Genomic DNA, 18795 nt, shown 5'->3' on the forward strand with positions numbered 1-18795 from the left:
CCGAATCATTAATCTATTAAAAACTATTTTAATTTTTGCAGATACATATTTACCACATTGTCCAAACCAAGATAAATAGCTTCGGAAATAAGGGCGTGACCAATGGAAACTTCCAATAATCCTGGAATATTTTGTTTAAAAAACTGAACATTATCCAAACTCAAATCATGACCAGCATTAATTCCTAAGCCTAATTCGTTTGCCAAAACTGCCGATTTAACATACGAATCAATTCCCTTTTCATTCCCTAAACCGTATTGGTGTGCAAAAGCTTCAGTGTATAATTCGATTCTATCGGTTCCTGTTTTTTGGGCACCTTCAATCATTTCAAGAATTGGGTCAACAAAAATGGAGGTTCTAATTCCATTACGTTGAAATTCCTGAATAACTTCCGATAAATACGACTGATTTTTTATAGTATCCCAGCCTGCAGACGAAGTAATTGCCCCAATAGCATCTGGAACCAAGGTTACTTGATCTGGCTTACACTCTAAAACTAAATCGATAAAATTATGCTGAGGATTTCCCTCAATATTATATTCAGTGTAAACAATTGCTTTTAAATCTCGTGCATCTTGATAACGAATGTGACGCTCATCTGGGCGAGGGTGAATCGTAATTCCTTGACCTCCAAATTTCTGAATATCAGCAGCTACTTTTAGCAAATCAGGCACATTTCCTCCACGCGCGTTACGCAAAGTGGCAATTTTATTTATATTAACGCTAAGTTTTGTCATAGAAAAGGTATTAATAGGTATCTAATTATATTTGATAAGACAAAAATACAAAGTAAAACCTAGCAGATTTTGTATATTTTTGATTATTTTGCGTCGATTATTGAGGATAGATTTATGACAGATATAAAAGAATACATCACAAACGACTTCAAAGCTATTGATTCTCAAAAAACCATTGGAGAAGTTCAAGATTTTTTTGACGAATTAACTTTTTCCCACTTCCCAGTTATTGAGGAAGGCATTTTCGTAGGAAGTATTGCAGCTGACGATATTGAAACCTTTGACAGCGATAAAAAAGTTAACGATTATAAGTATGTACTAGAACATTTTTTTGCTAGAACTAATATGATTTGGTTAGATGTTTTGGAAGTTTTTGCCAAAAACCATACTAATTTAGTTCCTATTTTGGACGAAAACAATAAGTACATTGGATACTATGAAATTGAGGATGTTATTAAATTTTTTCACGAAACCCCTTTCCTAAAAGAACAAGGAGCCATCATAATAGTGAGCAAAAATACTATCGACTATTCGATGAGTCAAATTGTACAAATTGTAGAGAGCAACAACGGTAAACTCTTGGGGCTTTTCATTTCAAATTCCGATGTAAATACAATTGAAGTCACTATCAAAATTAGTGTTGGTTCTTTGAATGAGATTATTCAAACTTTCAGAAGATATAATTATGATATCGTTTCAGAACACAACGAAGACAACTACATCAAAAATTTAAAAGAACGTTCGGATTATTTAGACAAATATTTGAACATGTAATTATTTGGATTATACCATTTAAAAAATATCAAAACCAAAAGAAATGAAAGTAGCTATTTACGGCCAATATTATTTAGTAAGCACAGAACCTATCATCAAAGACATTTTTGTGTTTTTCAACAATAATAATGTAGAAATGGTTATTGAATCTGATTTCTTGAAAATGTTGTATGAAAAAAAAATCATTGAAAACGAATACAACACTTTTTCTTCTCATGACGAACTGGATTCCAGTTTTGATATGCTAATTAGCATTGGAGGCGATGGAACAATACTTCGAGCCGTTACACTAGTTCGTAATTCTGGAGTTCCTATTTTGGGTATAAATGCTGGAAGACTGGGTTTTTTGGCAACAGTACAAAAAGAAAACATAGCCGAGTTCATGCAGTTTGTTATTGACAAAAAATATAAAATTTCAAAAAGAACATTATTGAGCTTGACCTGTTCTCCTGAAAACAAAGCCATAGAAGGGCTTAACTTTGCAATGAATGAAATATCTGTAAGTCGAAAAGAGACAACTTCGATGATTACGATAGACACCTATTTGAACGATGAGTTTTTGAATTCCTATTGGGCAGACGGGTTAATTATTGCCACACCTACTGGAACAACAGGTTATAATTTAAGTTGTGGAGGCCCTATTTTTACACCCGATGTAAAAAGTCTAGTCATTACTCCTATTGCTCCTCATAATTTAAACGCAAGACCTCTTGTGATTCCAGATACAACTGAAATTCGTCTCAAAGTCTCTGGAAGAGAAGAACAATATTTAGTATCCTTGGACTCTAGAATCACAAGTGTAGCTAATGATTCGATTTTAACCATTAAAAAAACGAATTTCGAAATAAATATGGTGGAGATTCCGGAAGAAACTTTTTTGAAAACCCTTAGAACAAAATTACTTTGGGGTGAAGACAGAAGGAATTAAAACAGAACCCATACGAATTCTATCTTTTTTATCGTTACTATCAAAAGCTTTGTATATCAAAAAAGGGATCTCGTCTAAAAAAAGACAGTATTCCTAATATACGTATTGAATACTATTGATAATTATTATATTTGCAGGCAATTTTATAATTTATGAGTAAACTTTTTATTTCATTTTTATGTTTTTTTACCTTTTCCTCTATTCATTCTCAAATTAATGAAATAGGAGTTTTCCTTGGAGGCAGTAATTATATAGGAGATGTAGGTTCGACAACTTATATCGCCCCAAACGAACCTGCTTTTGGTATTTTATACAAATGGAATAAAAGTGCAAGACATGCTTATAGATTTTCCTACACACAGTCACAAGTTTCAGGAAATGACCATGATTCAAAAGACTCGGGAAGGAACAATAGAGGTTATAGCTTTGTAAACAACATAAAAGAATTATCAGCTGGATTGGAATTTAACTTTTTTGATTTTAATTTACACGAAGAAAGACCAAAATTCACTCCTTATGTATATTCCGGTTTAAGTTATTTCCTTTACGATGATTTATATGTAATTTCTGGGGTTACACGTAAAAACGATACAAAAAGTACTATTGCCATACCGATGACCGTTGGAGTAAAAACAAATTTTTCAAGGCGTTTCGTTTTAGGTTTAGAAGTTGGAGCTCGATATACTTTTACCGACAATATTGACGGCAGTAATCCAAGTAACAGTAATTTACCAAAATTTGGAAATATAAATAATAATGATTGGTATGTATTCACAGGAGCAACATTAACATATACTTTTGGAAACAAACCTTGCTACTGCGCAGATTAAAATAAGATGTTAAGAGACAAAATAAACACAGATAATATTCCCAAACACCTCGCCATTATCATGGACGGAAATGGTCGTTGGGCAAAACAACAAGGCTTCCTAAGAACACTTGGACATGAAAGCGGCTCAAAATCTGTAAAAAAAATCATTCAAGAATGTTTAGATTTAGGAGTAGAATACTTAACTCTATATGCTTTTTCAACAGAAAATTGGAACAGACCCAAGCTTGAGGTAGACACTTTAATGAGAGTTTTAATCAATTCATTAAAGAAAGAGCTAAAAACAATGCAGGAAGGCAACATTAAGATGAACGCTATCGGTAATCTAGAAAAATTACCAAGCAAAGCCCAAAAGCAATTATTTGATGTGCTGGACAAAACAAAAGACAATACGAAAATGACACTAACTCTCGCCTTAAGCTACGGATCTAGGGAAGAATTAGTAAATGTTGTGAAAATAATAAGCGATAAAGTTAAAAATAATATAATTTCAATAGACAGTATTGACGATTCAATTATAAATGAGCATCTTTACACGCATAATTTACCGGATGTTGATTTATTAATAAGAACTAGTGGAGAACACAGAATAAGTAATTTTTTGCTGTGGCAAATAGCCTATGCAGAATTGTATTTTACTGATGTATTATGGCCCGACTTTAAAGAACAAGATTTACATGAGGCTATCATTAGTTATCAAAAAAGAGAACGTCGATTTGGAAAAACAAGTGAACAAATTAAATAATTTTTTAGTGTTACATAAAAGCATAAAACTAGTCCTTACCTTTTTAATTTTAGGAACTTTTACTCAAATTAAAGCCCAAGACAGAGTACCATTTGACCAAGGTAAAAAATACATATTAGCAGATGTAAAAGTAGTTGGAGATATTAGTTTCAATCCTCAAACTGTAGTTACTTTTGCAGGATTGGAAAAAGGACAAGAAATTACAATTCCAGGAGAACAAATCAGTAGTTCTATAAAAAAATTAGGAAAGCTAGGGCTTTTTGATGAAATTTCATTTTATGTAAATAGAATAGAAAACGATAGTATCTACCTAGACTTGAATATTAAAGAATTGCCGAAAATCAACGAAGTAAAGTTTGTTGGGGTTTCCAAAAGCAAAACCGAATCTTTCATCAAAGACAACGGGCTAACCAATGGCAAAATTGTAACCGAGAACTTAATCACTACGACAAAAAACTACATTGAAAAAAAATACAAAAAAGATGGTTTTTTCAATGCCAAAGTTTACATAACTACCACTAAAGACACCCTTACTTCTAATGAAGTTAATATGCTTGTAAAAGTTGACATTGGCGACAAAGTCAAAATCTACAAAATTGATTTTGAAGGAAATAAAGAAATCCCAAGCAAGAAACTGCTTAGCTCTATGAAAAACACAAAAGTTAAAAACTCAATTAACTTTTTGAAGAGATCAAAATACATTGAAGACAAATACCAAGAAGATTTAGAAAAAATAGTTAACGACTACAAAAAAATCGGATACCGAGATGCACGTATTATAGGTGATTCTGTTGCTTATGATAAAGAAAAAAATGCAATTTATATCAAAATCAAAGTTGAAGAAGGGCTTAAATATTATTTTGGAAACATTAAATTTATCGGAAACACTGTTTACTCTGATGAAGGTTTAAGTAGTATGCTTGGTCTTCGTAAAGGTGATGTATATAATGGTGTACTCCTACAGGAAAGAATTGCTGACAAATCAAAACCAGACGGAGATGACATCACCAATCTATACCAAAATAACGGATACTTGTTTTCAAACATAAATGCTGTAGAAACTAAAACTACAGACAACGTAATTGATTTTGAAATCCGTGTTACTGAAGGTCCAATTGCGTATTTTAACAAAATTACCGTTGTTGGAAACGACAAAACAAACGATGAAGTTATCTACAGAGAGTTAAGAACAAAACCTGGAGAAAAATACAACAAAGCAGAGTTGGTGAGAACCATCAGAGAGATCGGTCAATTAGGCTTTTTTGACCCTGAAAAGATCGACCCTCAATTCAAAAATGTTGATTCAGGTGCAGGAACTGTAGATATCGAATACCACGTAGTAGAAAAAGGAGCCAGCCAAATCGAACTTCAAGGAGGTTATGGTGGTGGTGGTTTCGTAGGAACTTTGGGACTGTCTTTCAATAACTTTTCGGTAAGAAATATATTCAACAAAGAGGCATATCGTCCGCTTCCTATGGGAGATGGACAAAAAGTAGCTTTACGTCTTCAGGCAAGTTCTTACTACAGAACCTATAGCTTATCATTTTCTGAGCCTTGGTTTGGAGGAAAAAAACCTATACAATTTAGCAGCTCATTTGCTTTTAGCCAACAATACAGTGCGAACTATCAATTGCAAAACGTAGATAAATCAAGGTACATTAACATCACCTCTTTATCTGTAGGAATGGCAAAAAGATTAACTGTACCTGATGATTTCTTCACGCTTTCACAATCCATTAGTTATCAACAATACGATTTGAACAATTACCTTTATGGATTGTTTACATTTGCAAATGGAACATCTAGAAATTTATCCTATTCTGTTGGCTTAACAAGAAACAGTAAAGGTTTCAACCCTATATTTCCAACTTATGGAGCTGAATTTGGAATAACCGGTGAATTCACACTTCCTTACTCTGCATTTACCAATATAGATTATGCCACATTAGGAGAACAACAAAAATATAAATATATTTATGCGGGAACTTCTTATGTAGATAATAACGACAGAGTTGTAAATGCTGGAGATTATCTTGACAAATTACCAAATTCTGGAGGAGGCGTTCCAAATAAAGTAGATAATTATCAAGATGGTGTTGCCGATCCTGCAAAAGTAGATCAGGAAAAATACAAGTGGTTAGAATATTATAAAGTACAAGTAACAGGAGACTGGTTTACTACTTTGTATAAAAAATTAGTATTACGCACACTAATGCAATTTGGATTTTTAGGTGCATACAATCAAGACCGAGGTGTTATTCCATTTGAAAGATACTATTTAGGTGGAGACGGTATGGCCGGAAGTTCAATTGACGGAAGACAAAACATCCAGTTAAGAGGATATGAAAATGGAGCTTTGACACCTGCAAGTTCAACTGGAGATGCTTATGGAGCCACTATTTACAATAAATTTTCATTAGAATTACGCTATCCAATTACGTTGAAAGCTTCAGCATCCATTTATGCTCTTGCATTTGCAGAAGCAGGTCAATCATACGAATCCTTATCAGATTACCAACCGTTTAACTTAGCGCGTTCATCAGGTGTTGGTTTAAGGGTTTTTATGCCAGCTTTTGGTCTATTGGGTATTGATTTTGGTTATGGGTTTGATGCTGTTCCTGGAGCGATACAGCCAAGTGGATGGCAAACGCATTTCATCATAGGTCAGCAGTTTTAAATGAATTTGGTTTAAAATTTCTAAAATTAAAAATTATGAGAAAAGAATTTTTATTTATAATTTTATCCTTTATTGTTGCAACGACAATAAACGCTCAAACCAAAGGAAATAAAGTAGGTTACATTGATATGGAATACATATTGCAAAATGTACCCGACTATATCGAAGCTAAAGCTCAATTAGAGCAAAAAGCACAGAAATGGAAACAAGAAATTGAAGATAAAAAATTAGAAATAAATAAATTGACTGAGGCTTTAAAAGCCGAAAAACCGCTATTAACCGCAGAATTAATTGAAGAAAGAGAAACCGAAATAAAGTTCCTTGAGTCTGAAAAATTAGATTATCAACAAAAAAGATTTGGACCTAATGGTGATTTAATAATACTAAAATCAGGATTAGTTAAGCCGATTCAAGACCAAGTTTTTACAGCTGTTCAAGACATCGCTGAAGCTAAAAAATATGACTTTATATTTGATAAATCCTCACATTTGACTATTCTTTTTGCAGCAAAAAGATTTGATATCAGTGATCAGGTGATTCGGGTATTAAATCGAACGGAAAAAAGGGAACAATTAACCAAAAAACAGCAAAAAGAAGAAGAAGCTAAAGAGAATAAAGAAGACGAATTGGACGAAAACCCAGTTTTAGCGGAAAGAGAAAAGGCATTATTAGATAAAAAAGCCGCAAGGGAAAAATTAGTAGCCGATAAAAAAGCAGCTCAAGAAGAAGCCCGTAAACAGTACGAAGAAAAAAGAAAACAATTACTGGCCGAAAGGGAAGCAAAAAAAAATGGCACAGTTGTTGCTCCAGCTAAAACAGTAACCGAAAACACATCTACTACCGGCAGCACAACAGAAAAAACGAGTACAGCAACAGAAGCAAAGACAACAACAACCGAAGAGGTTAAGCCAAACATACAGGAAGAACGTAAAAAAGCTTTAGAAGAAAAAAGAAAAAAAATACTTGAAGAAAGAGAAGCTACAAAAAAAGCAGCTGAAGAAAAAAGATTAAAAGAAATTCAAGAAAGAGAAGCTTTGAAAAAAGCTAATGAAGAAAAATTAAAAGAGAAAAACTAAACAAATTCTAATTATTAAATATTTTAAAACAATGAAACAATTCAAAACTTTACTAATTGCTGCGATACTATTTATTGGTGCAACTCAAATTTCAAATGCTCAAACAAAAGTAGCTCACGTTGATGTAAATGAAATCATGTCTAAATTGCCAGCTATGCTTGATGCTCAAAAACAATTAGAGAAATTGAGCGGTACTTATGATGCAGATTACAAAAAGATGGTTGATGAATATCAAGCAAAATTAAAAAAGTATGAAGCTGAATCTGCAACAGTTACTGAAGCTGTAAATCAAGAGCGTTCTAAAGAAGTTCAAGATATGCAAAAAAGAATTGTTGATTTCAGAGACAATGCTCAAAAAGAATTACAAACAAAACAAGAAGAAATCGTTAAACCAATTATGGAAAAAGTAAGAGCTTCTATCCAAAAAGTTGGTAAAGCTAAAGGATTTCAATATGTTCTTGACGGATCTACACTTTTACTTGCTGATGGAACAAACATCACTGTTGACGTAAAAAAAGACTTAGGTTTTTAATCTAAAATAAATCAATTGCAAACTGCTCCTCCAAAATTACTGGTTGAGCAGTTTTTTTTTACAAAAAAAATTATAGTATATTTAAACTATAGCTTTTAAATTTGCAACCATGACAAACGACAGACCAATTGGTGTTTTTGACTCGGGAATTGGAGGGACTTCCATCTGGAAAGCCATTCATGATTTACTGCCAAATGAACAAACAATATACCTTGCTGACAGCAAAAATGCTCCGTATGGGCAAAAATCAAAAGCTGAAATCATTGCCTTAAGCATGAAAAACACAGACTTGTTGATTGAAATGGGTTGCAAGCTAATTGTAGTAGCCTGCAATACCGCAACAACCAATGCTATCCAAGAATTAAGGGATAAATACAGCATTCCGTTTATTGGCATAGAACCTGCCATAAAACCTGCTGCAACACACTCTAAAACTCAAACAATAGGAATCCTAGCCACAAAAGGAACTTTAAACAGTGAGCTTTTCAATAAGACTACCGAGAAATATCAAGACATCAAAATCATTGAACAAATTGGTCATGGATTAGTTCAATTAATCGAAGAAGGTCAAATCAATTCTCCCGAAATGACCGAATTGCTTAATTCCTATCTCACTCCTATGATTGAAGCCAACATTGACTATCTCGTATTGGGCTGCAGTCATTATCCCTATTTAATTCCGCAAATAAAAAAAATTCTTCCTGAACACATTCATATCATTGATTCTGGAGAAGCTGTTGCCAAACAAACCCAAAACATACTTAGAGACAAGGTTGGCTTTTCGACCGCAAAAAGCAGTAATCCAATTTTCTATACAAACACTAACCCAAAAGTTTTAAAAGAAATTTTAGAAAACAAATACAGCGTTGAAGAAAAAAATTTCTAGGCTATTCAAGCTTTTTTCTAACAAACCAAATTCCGTCTAAATTGAGATTCAATGTTAATTTATGATAGTTCTCTTGAACTAATGAATTTGTTATTTGACCTTTTTGTCCATAGGTATAAGAAATAAACAAAGCTGAAGATAGATGATCCAAGGGCAATGAAGCTCCAATTGAAAAACTTTTATCCTCAATTTTTTTATTGTCCACTTCTAAGTAACCTGTATCGTAATTAATGCCAGTAGCATATTTTATTCTGTCAAAATATATTCTAGATGTTTTTGCTTTTTGATAAGAAAAACCCAATGCAAACTTTTCTTGATTTGAAAAATCACCATACATATCGGATTGATTGGTAGCATCCCAAAAGTTTTTTTCATAGTCAAAAGTTACATTAAGTTTATTTTTAAAGGCTTTATTGAAACCTATACCAATCTCCAAAGGCAAATAAAAATCATCTGTATTTGATTTTTCATCTGTCTCCAAATTAGCGGTACCAGTTCCGTTTTCAACAGTTACAGACTGGGTTTTGGTTGCATTAACACGAGTTGGAGATTTTACATTTAACCCAAAAGTTAGCGATGGATTCATTTTAAATTGCGAAGCCAGAATAGGACGAATTCCGCTATAACTCACTTTTTTATCTATAGTCGTGACGGAGTTATTGATTGCATAAGTTCTTTCATCGGTAGTGTTCCCAAAAAGGACGGAAGCAGATAAACCCAATGATAATTTGTTAGTCAGTTTATAGGCATATGAAAAATCCAAATTATTCAATCCACCAGTACCTATTACGTCCAAATAATAATATTCATTACCACTATCGATTACAGGAATTTTTAAGCCAGATATTTTAAAAGAAGAACTGGAATAAGGCATCATAGCGACACTAACTGCCGATTTAGTTGTAATCGGAAAGGCAAAAGCAAAATGGGAAAACTGAAAATTATTTCGATTTTCTTTTTTCAGATTATCTTCAAAAGAGGATTGAATGCCTTTACCTCCTATTTCAAAAAAGAAATTATTCTGCTGAATATTCACAAGTGAAGCTGCATTTTTATTATTAATAAAACTATCCGAAGGCAATGCTATACTAGCAGTACCAAGAGATGGAATCAATCCAAAATTAGCCTCATACAAGCTTCCCAATCCATAAAGTGAATACGGTGAAGTCGCAATACTTTGAGAGAAGGCAATAAAAGAAGTAAAAAAAACTAAAACCAAAAAAGGACTACTCTTTTTCATTTAATACGTTATATAATAGATTTGTAATTTCATTTCGCTTTCCTTATTCGTCTGGTCACCCAATACAACTCTATCTACAACTTTAGATAAAATAGGCAACGTAAAAACTAAACCACTCTCTGAATCCGACTCTTTCAGTATTTCTTTTTGCAAAAAAGCACCCAAGGATAGTTGATAACTTACACTTTCATCAAATTCATCATTCTCATTATTCAGAGTGGCAACTAAACTCTCACCGCTGGAATCTGTGAGTGTTGTTTTTATCCGATTCAATCTATCAACTACATAAACACTTAATTTTTCAGGTAATGGAAACATTTTCGAGTATGAATTCTTCGCGGGTTTCATTATTAACCTTGCATCGACTATGGCACCTTTATCAGAGAGATATTTTAGTTGCTTTATATTCGGAAAATCCACTCGACACACTATTCCTGTACCTGATTGAATAAATCCTTTATTTCCGGTGTACGAACTGGATAGATTAATTTTAGATAATGGCAAATCTTGAATTAAAGTTCCTGCCCGATCTGAAGAAACAGAGTTAAACTGTTTAGCCACATCCGAAATGGTAAATTCTTTTTCGTAAAAATCTTCAGTATCTCCTTTCCCTTTAGAATAATACAATCGAAGTACGCTTGACAAATTGAATCCAATCACACTACCGGAAGTATTGGAATCAGATTTCAATACAAACCCTTTTAAATAATCTGTAAACTCACTTGTTGTGGAGATTTCATTATTCTTGAACTTATTAAAAAGTTCCAATCCAAATTCGTTATCCAATTTTATATTGATACTGTCTTTACCAATTGGCTTTGGCTTATATGTTATCGTTCCTAAACTCGCAGAATTATAATCTAAAGCAGAATTATTATAAAAACTATCATCATCTACATTGGGTTTGAACTTTTTGGTTACCCTATGTATGTTTAAAGTCTGAACTTTGGTAGTATCAGCATAATAATAATCATCATACCTTAAAATCATGGCTATTGAATCAAAAACATATCCAGTAGCATCTGTATCCGAATTTTCACTGTAAAGATTGAATGAAGAGGTAGAAACCTGAAAATAACTATCCGCCTTTACTTTTCCAAAAAGAGGATCGTCATAATTCCCTACCAAAATTCTACTTTCGCTGGAAGTAACCAAGGAATCCAGCTTTATGGTAGAAACATTAATTGTCACGGTGTCTATGGAGATAACTTTATTTTTTATCGCCAGATAATCAGCACCTACAATAAATTCACCAGCATCAACATCGGAATCACAGGAGAACATCAATAAGCCAAAAAACATCAAAATCAAAAACTTGTACATACCTAATTTTTTGAGCAAATATAGAAGCCCTCGTTGCTGCAGTCCTAACAACATATACTGTTCGGGTCTTTCAATCTATAAAAAGTGATAAACTGTCTATTACTCAGTATTTAGTTTCAAATCCAGGTTCAGCCATAATAATAGCCCGTTTGTCTATAGAATAAACCCATGCATATATATTCTTTTTTATTCATTGGCAACACAACTACTTTTGAGCCAATAATTAAATAATGAGAATAAACAACTTTATAAAGCTTTTGATTCTGATTCCAATATTTAGTGTTAGTGCACAAAAAGGATTCACAATTGATTTGAACATAAAAACAGAACCCATAGAAAATGGTTCCATAAAGCAAACTGGAATTGGGGTGTTATTTTTTAAAGACATTGGAACTAAAAACAAATTGACAAATACTTTTAAATACAAAAGCACAACAGTTACTGATGAAATTGAAACCTATCTATTAAAAAATTATGTTACAAATTATAGCAGCACTCACTTTAATAGTTTTGAGAATAATTTTGAATTTTCTCATCAATTAACAGAAAAAACAAAGTTGAAAATAGCAATAGAACCAACAGCCAATTATGAAAGTAATTTTAAAATTTCGGATGTAATTGTTTTAGGAGGAATTGAGCTTAGTCAATCTTTAAACAAAAATAACAGTATTGATTTGGGAATAAAAAGGATGACCATTTTTGGCAAACCCGAAATATTGCCAACATTCTCCTTCAATCATCAATTCAACAAAGAAGCATATTTAAAATTAGGATTCCCAAATTCGGAACTATCCTATTCCAATTCCATTCGGAATAAATTTAGCTTAAACAATGACTTTAGCGGAAGCAGTTACAATCTAAATTCCCCAATTATAACAGAGGATTTAAGCACTATGACGAAAGTAGGATTCTCACAAATGGAAACCACTTTACAATTTGAAAGAAATATGGACACGTCTTGGTACATAAGCCTCAAAGGAGGATATTCATCGAACAAAGAATTTAAATTTTCTGATGAAAATAAAACCAAAGAAATGAATCGAACTTTAAAAAACGGAGGCATCTTTTCTGTTAGCATAAAATACAAACTTTAATAAACACCATGCACATTATGAAACATTTAAAAAAAGGAATATTTCTTAGCACTTTACTTATCAGTCTAATTTCAATCAGTTGCAGCAATGATGATGAAGAAGACAAACTAGGAAACTGGATAAAAAAATCAGCATTTGATGGACCGGCACGATCAAGTGCTACAAGCTTCGTGATAGGAACATATGTTTATGTTACAACTGGTTATACTGGAGATGAATATCTAAATGACTTATGGGCTTACAATTCTGATGGAGATTATTGGGAACAAAAATCCGATTTTATTGGTATTGCAAGAAGTTCGGGATCAGGATTTGAATTGAACGGAAAAGGATATGTAGGTCTGGGTTATGACGGAACCAATAAATTAAAAGATTTCTTTGAATACAACCCAGATACCAATATTTGGGCACAAAAAGCAGATTTTGCTGGAACTGCCAGATATGGAGCCGTTGGTTTTCAAGTGGGAGGAAAAGCCTTTATGGGGACAGGATATGATGGTAATTATCTAAAAGATTTTTACCAATATAATGCAACGGATAATTCATGGACACAAGTCAATGGTTTTAGCGGCAACAAAAGAAGAAATGCTACCGTTTTTGTAATTGACGACATTGCCTATTTAGGAACAGGAATAAACAGCGGGGTGAATCAAGCTGATTTTTGGGCATTTGATCCAAGCACTGATGTTTGGACAAGAAAAAGAGATTTGGATGATGATGAGAGTGATCATGATACCTACTCCATTAAAAGAGCCAATGCCACTAGTTTTTCAATTAATGGTTTAGGATATGTTACTTGTGGTGAAAGTGGAAATACCATTTGGGAATACAATCCAAAAACAGACATTTGGAAAGAAAAAACACCTCTGGAAGGCTCTGGAAGATCTGATGCAATAGGAGTAACAATTGGTGAACAGAGAGGCTTTGTCATGTTAGGAAAAGCTGGAACATCTTACTTTGATGATGTGTGGGAATTTAAACCAAACGAGGAACAAAATGACGACGACAACTAACCGCAAAAGCAAATTTTTCCGGAAGAAACTCCGGAAGAATTTGTCTTCTGTTTTTAATTTATCCATAATTCTATTTGTAATAGCCCTCTTAATTTTTATTTTTTGTCAAAAGGAAAAAAGTTTAAACGTACAGACCCTAAAGATAAATCAAGGTTGGGGATACACTATTACAAACAATAATCGGGTAATTATAAAGCAAACAGTTATCCCCGTTATTAGTGAACAAAAAAGTTTCCAAACCGAGAAAGAAGCTATGACTGTAGGGCAATTGGTAATAAAAAAATTGAACGCCAATAAATCGCCAACTATTACAAAAAATGAATTAATTTTATTAAAAATAAGACTCTAGATGGATATTGTATCTATAAAAAATACCGACTCAAATAAAATACTTATTCACAGTATCATTTGGTGTTTTTTTATCAGTACTTCACTAATTCAATTCTATGAAAGTCCATCGCATATCAACACCGATTTTTATATACAATGGATAACTGGAATACTACTATTTTACCTCAACTATATCTATTTTGTTCCCCATTTACTTTTGCAAAAAAAATACGGATATTACTTTGCCGTTCTACTTGTTCTTATAGTTATTTTCATGTACTGCAGGTTTCAGTTTTTCATGCCTGAATTTCGGGAAATGAAACCACCTAATGGCATGAATTATCCTAAAATATCTCTCACAGATAAAAATATAGAGCAGAGAATCCACAAAAGAGAACAACCTTTATTCTTCAAGTTTGTGCCTTCATTCTTCTATATTTTAATAGTTGCCATTAGCACTATAATCAAAATATTATCAGAGTTTTACAATGATCAACAAAACAAATTAATTGCCGAAAGTCAAAGAGCTTCAACTGAGTTAAACTATTTGAGAAAGCAAACCAATCCCCATTTTTTATTCAATTCACTTAATAGTATCTACTCGCTGGCACATAAAAAATCAGATTTAGTACCGGATGCCATTGTAACTTTGTCTGAAATGATGCGGTATATGCTTTATGAAACGGACAATAAAACCGTTTTATTAGAAAAAGAAATTGACTATATTAAAAACTATATTGAATTACAAAAATTAAGACTCAACAATATTGAAAACATTTATATAAATGTTCATGGCGACACCAAAAATAAGCTTATAGAACCCATGTTACTGATTTCATTTATTGAAAATGCATTCAAATATGGAACCGATTATAAAGGAACCGCTTATGTAAAAATCAAAATAACCATCGAAGGAAATATTTTGGATTTTAGAGTAGAGAATAAGATAGAAAACAACAAAAAAGACCCTGTAAACTCAGGAATTGGGTTGTCTAATATTAAAAATAGACTTAATTTGCTTTACGCAAATGCACATGAGTTAAATCTAACGGCTACAGATACAATGTATACGGTACATTTGATTCTACAATTGGACCAAATTCAACTACAAGCAAATCCAGCTTTTATACCAACATCATAAATTAAGAACAGATGAAATGTGTCATTATAGACGACGAACCATTAGCGGTAGATTTATTGGTAGAATTTGTCGGAAGAGTCGATTCGCTCGAACTGGTTACCACATTTACGAATGCTATTGATGCCATATCGATAATTAACCAATCCCAGATTGACTTGATTTTTTTGGACATCGAAATGCCTCATTTTTCAGGAATTGATTTCATCAATGCCATTGAAAAAAAACCGTTAATCATTTTCACAACTGCTTATTCAAATTATGCTGTCGAAGGTTTTAATCTTGGTGCAGTGGATTATTTGGTAAAACCCATTCCTTTTAACCGTTTTCTAAAATCTGTTTTAAGAGCACAACAAATCTTTGCGCCAAAAAACCTACCAATAGAAACTCCAGCAACAAATACGCCCGAAATTGAACATGATTTTATGTTTGTCCGAGCAGAATATGAAAATGTAAAAATCAATTTTGCAGATATTTTATTTATCGAAGGATTGAAAGATTATGTCAAAATACACACTACCGACAATAAATACACACTAACCTTAATTAGTTTAATAAAACTGGAAAACCTATTGTCTTCCAAAGGCTTTGCTAGAATTCATCGTTCGTACATAATCAATATCAAACATGTGAAATCCATCCAAAAAAATAAAGTTTTAATGGCTGAAAAAAGAATTCCAATCAGCGAAAGCTATAAAACTTCATTCTTTGAAAAAATAAACATTTGATTTTAAACACTTGATTTAGGAAAAAACTATTCCTCTTTAAACCAGCTCGAATACATTACGTAATTATTGGAAATACGTTCTATTTCACCAGCAAAATTAGACTGGTCAATATCTTTAACTTTTTTGGCAGGAACACCCGCCCAAATAGTCCCCGATTCTACTACTGTATTTTGTGTAATCACTGCACCAGCTCCAATAATTGAATTACTCTCAATAACGCAATTATCCATAACAATGGCACCCATTCCTATTAATACATTGTCATGGATTGTACAACCATGCACAATCGCATTATGACCAATGGAAACATTGTTCCCAATAATGGTTGGATGTTTTTGATACGTACAATGCACAATCGCTCCATCTTGAATGTTTACTTTATTACCAATTGTAATAAAATGAACATCTCCGCGAATAACGGCATTGAACCATACGCTACATTCTGAACCAAAAGTAACATCTCCCACAATGGTAGCGTTCTCGGCTACATAACAATCTTCTGGAATAGCCGGTGATTTTCCGTTTACAGCCTTTAATATCATTATCTTTTTATTATTAATTAATCGCAGGACAATTGCATTCGTATTTTTCAGGTTTACACAAAAAGTTAATTCCTAAAGTAAGTTGATGAAATCCTGAGCTCTCATACTGAACATCACCCAATAAATGAGTATAAGTGTAAGCAAACATAAAACTTTTATAATTAAACCCTAAAACTGGTGTAATATATTGTAATTTTTGACTATTGGTACCGCTGCCATTACTGAATTCAGCTCCATCAAAACTCCTTCTGTAAGATAAACCACCCCACAATTGTCCCATATCTAAGTTTTTATAGACTTTCATATTCATGTCCAACGCACTCTCCTTCGTTTTATCCACATATTGATACAAAAGTGAAGGTTCCCATAAAATTTTGTCGGCATTACCAAAAACATATCCTCCACTTACAATAAATTTTCGCAAATTATCACTTTCATATTCGGTATAAAGTTCCTGCCTAGTCTCCAAAACATTTTTTACAACAGCATTAAAACTAAAATCAAGTAGATTATAGGAAGCTCCTATATCCAAATTAAAATAAGATGCTTGTTGCACTATATTACCCAAAGCAGGATCATAATCCCCCGAATTCATAAAATCGGTTTCATCCAATTGACTTTGATTGACTCCAACATTAACACCAAATGACAACTGATTCAAATCGACAGCATCTCTGGAAAACATAATGTGATGTGCATACGTAGCCTTGAAACCAAATTGGGAGTGATAGCCATTGACATCATTGAAAACAATAGCTCCAACTCCAGACTTTTCCCCAACTCTTCCATTGTAACTTAAGGTTTGCAGTGCAGGCGCATCCGTTTGGTCAAACCACTGTTTTCTTGCAGTCAGTCTTAATTTATGACAATTGGAAGCTCCAGCCATCGAAGGAAAAATCAAATAATAATTATCCGATAAATAATCAGAATATACCGGAATTCCTTCTTGAGAAAAAGCAAATGAACTTATAAAAAATAACGCAATTATAGACTTAATTTTAAAACACATGGAAGTATCTTTTATGAAATTAGGGAGAACAAAAAAACCATTTGTTAATTTATTCATTAAAATACCAAATATAGTTAATCGTGGAAAATAACTTTAGTAAATTTGCATAAAATCACAAAATCATGACTAAAATAACAATAAAAGAAACGCAAAACCCAACCATAATAAAATTTGAATTTCCAGATTTTATCACTCAAAATGAGAATTTTGAATTTAAAAATATAGATGAAGCCAAATCATCTCCTCTTGCCCAACAACTTTTTTATTTACCATTTGTAAAAACGGTTTATATCTCTGGAAATTTTATTGCTGTTGAAAGATTCAGCATTGTGGAATGGGATGATGTAAAAGAAGCCGTAGCCGAGCAAATTGAAGCTTATGTAAACAAAGGAGGCGTTATAATCACTGTTGATGAAAATAAAACCAAAAAAAAGCCAATTACCGTTTATGGTGAATCAACTCCAAATCCTGCAGCACTAAAATTTGTTATCAATAAAATGATTACAAAAAATGCTGTTGAATTCAAAAACATAGATCAAAGCGCGCCATCTCCATTGGCAACCGAATTATTTAAATTCCCTTATGTAAAAGAAATCTTTATTGATGAAAATTATATTTCGGTAACTAAATATGACATCAATGAATGGCAGGATATTACGATGGAATTAAGAACTTTTATCAAACAATTTATTGAAAACGGAGGAACTGTCCTGGATGAGGATTTAATTCAAACCATCGTTAAAGACGAAAAAACCAAAGACGAATCATTTGACTCACTTGACGAAACGTCTCAAAAAATCATTAACATTTTGGAAGAATACGTTAAACCGGCTGTAGCTGCAGACGGCGGTAATATTCTTTTTGATTCCTACGATAGTTCATCAAAAACAGTAAAAGTAATTATGCAAGGAGCCTGTAATGGATGTCCGTCATCAACTTTCACTTTAAAAAGCGGCATTGAAAACATGTTAAAAAGTATGTTGAATGATGAAGGGATTAAAGTTGAAGCTGTTTAATTTAAACATTACCAAATTTAAATTTTCTTGAAAAGCGTTTCCAATATGGAAACGCTTTTTTATTTCCCAAAAAAGAACTCTTTTGGCAACAACCCTTTTCAGAAAATAATCTACTTCCGTATCCAAAATCATACAAAAACTATTGATTATCAATAATTTAAAAATTATTCCATTTAAA

At 32.6% G+C, this 18795-nt stretch carries 19 protein-coding genes; 14 read left to right on the plus strand and 5 right to left on the minus strand.

What is annotated here, in order from left to right:
- Nucleotides 1–23: 23 nt before the first annotated feature.
- Nucleotides 24–737, minus strand: a complete 714-nt coding sequence (locus tag B0E44_RS05550) for a pyridoxine 5'-phosphate synthase (protein ID WP_077371281.1) — start codon at nt 735–737, stop codon at nt 24–26.
- Between the two features lie 114 nt (nt 738–851).
- Between B0E44_RS05550 and B0E44_RS05555 the strand changes: the two genes are divergently transcribed.
- From B0E44_RS05555 to murI, 8 genes are all read left to right on the plus strand, one after another.
- Nucleotides 852–1511: a CBS domain-containing protein gene (locus B0E44_RS05555; RefSeq protein ID WP_077371283.1), complete on the plus strand. Its 660-nt coding sequence runs from the start codon at nt 852–854 to the stop codon at nt 1509–1511.
- Between the two features lie 43 nt (nt 1512–1554).
- Nucleotides 1555–2439, plus strand: a complete 885-nt coding sequence (locus tag B0E44_RS05560; protein WP_077371285.1) for an NAD kinase — start codon at nt 1555–1557, stop codon at nt 2437–2439.
- Between the two features lie 152 nt (nt 2440–2591).
- A complete protein-coding gene (locus B0E44_RS05565) occupies nt 2592–3269 on the plus strand; it encodes a DUF6089 family protein (protein WP_077371287.1) in 678 nt (225 codons plus the stop codon).
- A 6-nt stretch (nt 3270–3275) separates the two neighbouring features.
- Complete coding sequence (locus B0E44_RS05570) at nt 3276–4013, plus strand: isoprenyl transferase (RefSeq protein WP_077371289.1); 738 nt, start codon at nt 3276–3278, stop codon at nt 4011–4013.
- Nucleotides 3946–6690, plus strand: coding sequence for an outer membrane protein assembly factor (locus B0E44_RS05575; protein ID WP_077371291.1), 2745 nt, complete (start codon nt 3946–3948; stop codon nt 6688–6690). Before B0E44_RS05570 ends, B0E44_RS05575 begins: the two co-directional genes overlap by 68 nt.
- A gap of 35 nt (nt 6691–6725) precedes the next feature.
- Nucleotides 6726–7766 (plus strand): OmpH family outer membrane protein, encoded by a 1041-nt coding sequence (locus tag B0E44_RS05580; protein ID WP_077371293.1) that lies wholly within the window; start codon nt 6726–6728, stop codon nt 7764–7766.
- 31 nt (nt 7767–7797) lie between these two features.
- Entirely contained in the window at nt 7798–8298 is a 501-nt protein-coding gene (locus B0E44_RS05585) for an OmpH family outer membrane protein (RefSeq protein WP_077371295.1), read from the plus strand.
- Between the two features lie 109 nt (nt 8299–8407).
- Nucleotides 8408–9184 carry a glutamate racemase gene (murI, locus tag B0E44_RS05590; protein WP_077371297.1) on the plus strand — a complete coding sequence of 259 codons (777 nt, stop codon included), beginning with the start codon at nt 8408–8410 and terminating at the stop codon, nt 9182–9184.
- A gap of 1 nt (nt 9185) precedes the next feature.
- Here murI and B0E44_RS05595 read toward each other — a convergent pair whose 3' ends face one another.
- The gene (locus tag B0E44_RS05595) at nt 9186–10424 is read right to left on the minus strand and encodes an aromatic hydrocarbon degradation protein (RefSeq protein WP_077371299.1); all 1239 of its coding nucleotides are present in this window, start codon (nt 10422–10424) and stop codon (nt 9186–9188) included.
- Nucleotides 10425–11747: a DUF4270 family protein gene (locus tag B0E44_RS05600; protein WP_077371395.1), complete on the minus strand. Its 1323-nt coding sequence runs from the start codon at nt 11745–11747 to the stop codon at nt 10425–10427. It abuts the gene before it with no gap.
- 230 nt (nt 11748–11977) lie between these two features.
- Between B0E44_RS05600 and B0E44_RS05605 the strand changes: the two genes are divergently transcribed.
- The 5 genes from B0E44_RS05605 (at nt 11978) to B0E44_RS05625 (ending at nt 16050) form a co-directional block, all read left to right on the plus strand.
- A complete protein-coding gene (locus B0E44_RS05605; protein ID WP_077371301.1) occupies nt 11978–12841 on the plus strand; it encodes a DUF6268 family outer membrane beta-barrel protein in 864 nt (287 codons plus the stop codon).
- Nucleotides 12842–12858: 17 nt separating this feature from the next.
- Entirely contained in the window at nt 12859–13854 is a 996-nt protein-coding gene (locus B0E44_RS05610) for a kelch repeat-containing protein (RefSeq protein ID WP_077371303.1), read from the plus strand.
- Entirely contained in the window at nt 13838–14203 is a 366-nt protein-coding gene (locus B0E44_RS05615) for a DUF4907 domain-containing protein (protein ID WP_077371305.1), read from the plus strand. The genes B0E44_RS05610 and B0E44_RS05615 overlap by 17 nt, the downstream gene beginning before the upstream one ends.
- Nucleotides 14204–14500: 297 nt before the next feature.
- The gene (locus tag B0E44_RS05620; protein WP_254423256.1) at nt 14501–15325 is read left to right on the plus strand and encodes a sensor histidine kinase; all 825 of its coding nucleotides are present in this window, start codon (nt 14501–14503) and stop codon (nt 15323–15325) included.
- Nucleotides 15326–15336: 11 nt separating this feature from the next.
- Nucleotides 15337–16050: a LytTR family DNA-binding domain-containing protein gene (locus B0E44_RS05625; RefSeq protein ID WP_077371309.1), complete on the plus strand. Its 714-nt coding sequence runs from the start codon at nt 15337–15339 to the stop codon at nt 16048–16050.
- Nucleotides 16051–16076: 26 nt separating this feature from the next.
- Here B0E44_RS05625 and B0E44_RS05630 read toward each other — a convergent pair whose 3' ends face one another.
- Both B0E44_RS05630 and B0E44_RS05635 read right to left on the minus strand, forming a co-directional pair.
- Nucleotides 16077–16592, minus strand: a complete 516-nt coding sequence (locus B0E44_RS05630; RefSeq protein WP_077371311.1) for a gamma carbonic anhydrase family protein — start codon at nt 16590–16592, stop codon at nt 16077–16079.
- Nucleotides 16593–16605: 13 nt separating this feature from the next.
- Entirely contained in the window at nt 16606–17601 is a 996-nt protein-coding gene (locus B0E44_RS05635; RefSeq protein WP_077371398.1) for a type IX secretion system membrane protein PorP/SprF, read from the minus strand.
- 122 nt (nt 17602–17723) lie between these two features.
- On the opposite strand from B0E44_RS05635, the gene B0E44_RS05640 reads away from it, so the two are divergent.
- Nucleotides 17724–18617, plus strand: a complete 894-nt coding sequence (locus tag B0E44_RS05640) for a NifU family protein (RefSeq protein WP_077371313.1) — start codon at nt 17724–17726, stop codon at nt 18615–18617.
- Nucleotides 18618–18795 lie beyond the last annotated feature (178 nt).

Origin of the sequence: Flavobacterium sp. A45 (genome assembly GCF_002001005.1) — a bacterium.
Lineage (GTDB): Bacteria > Bacteroidota > Bacteroidia > Flavobacteriales > Flavobacteriaceae > Flavobacterium.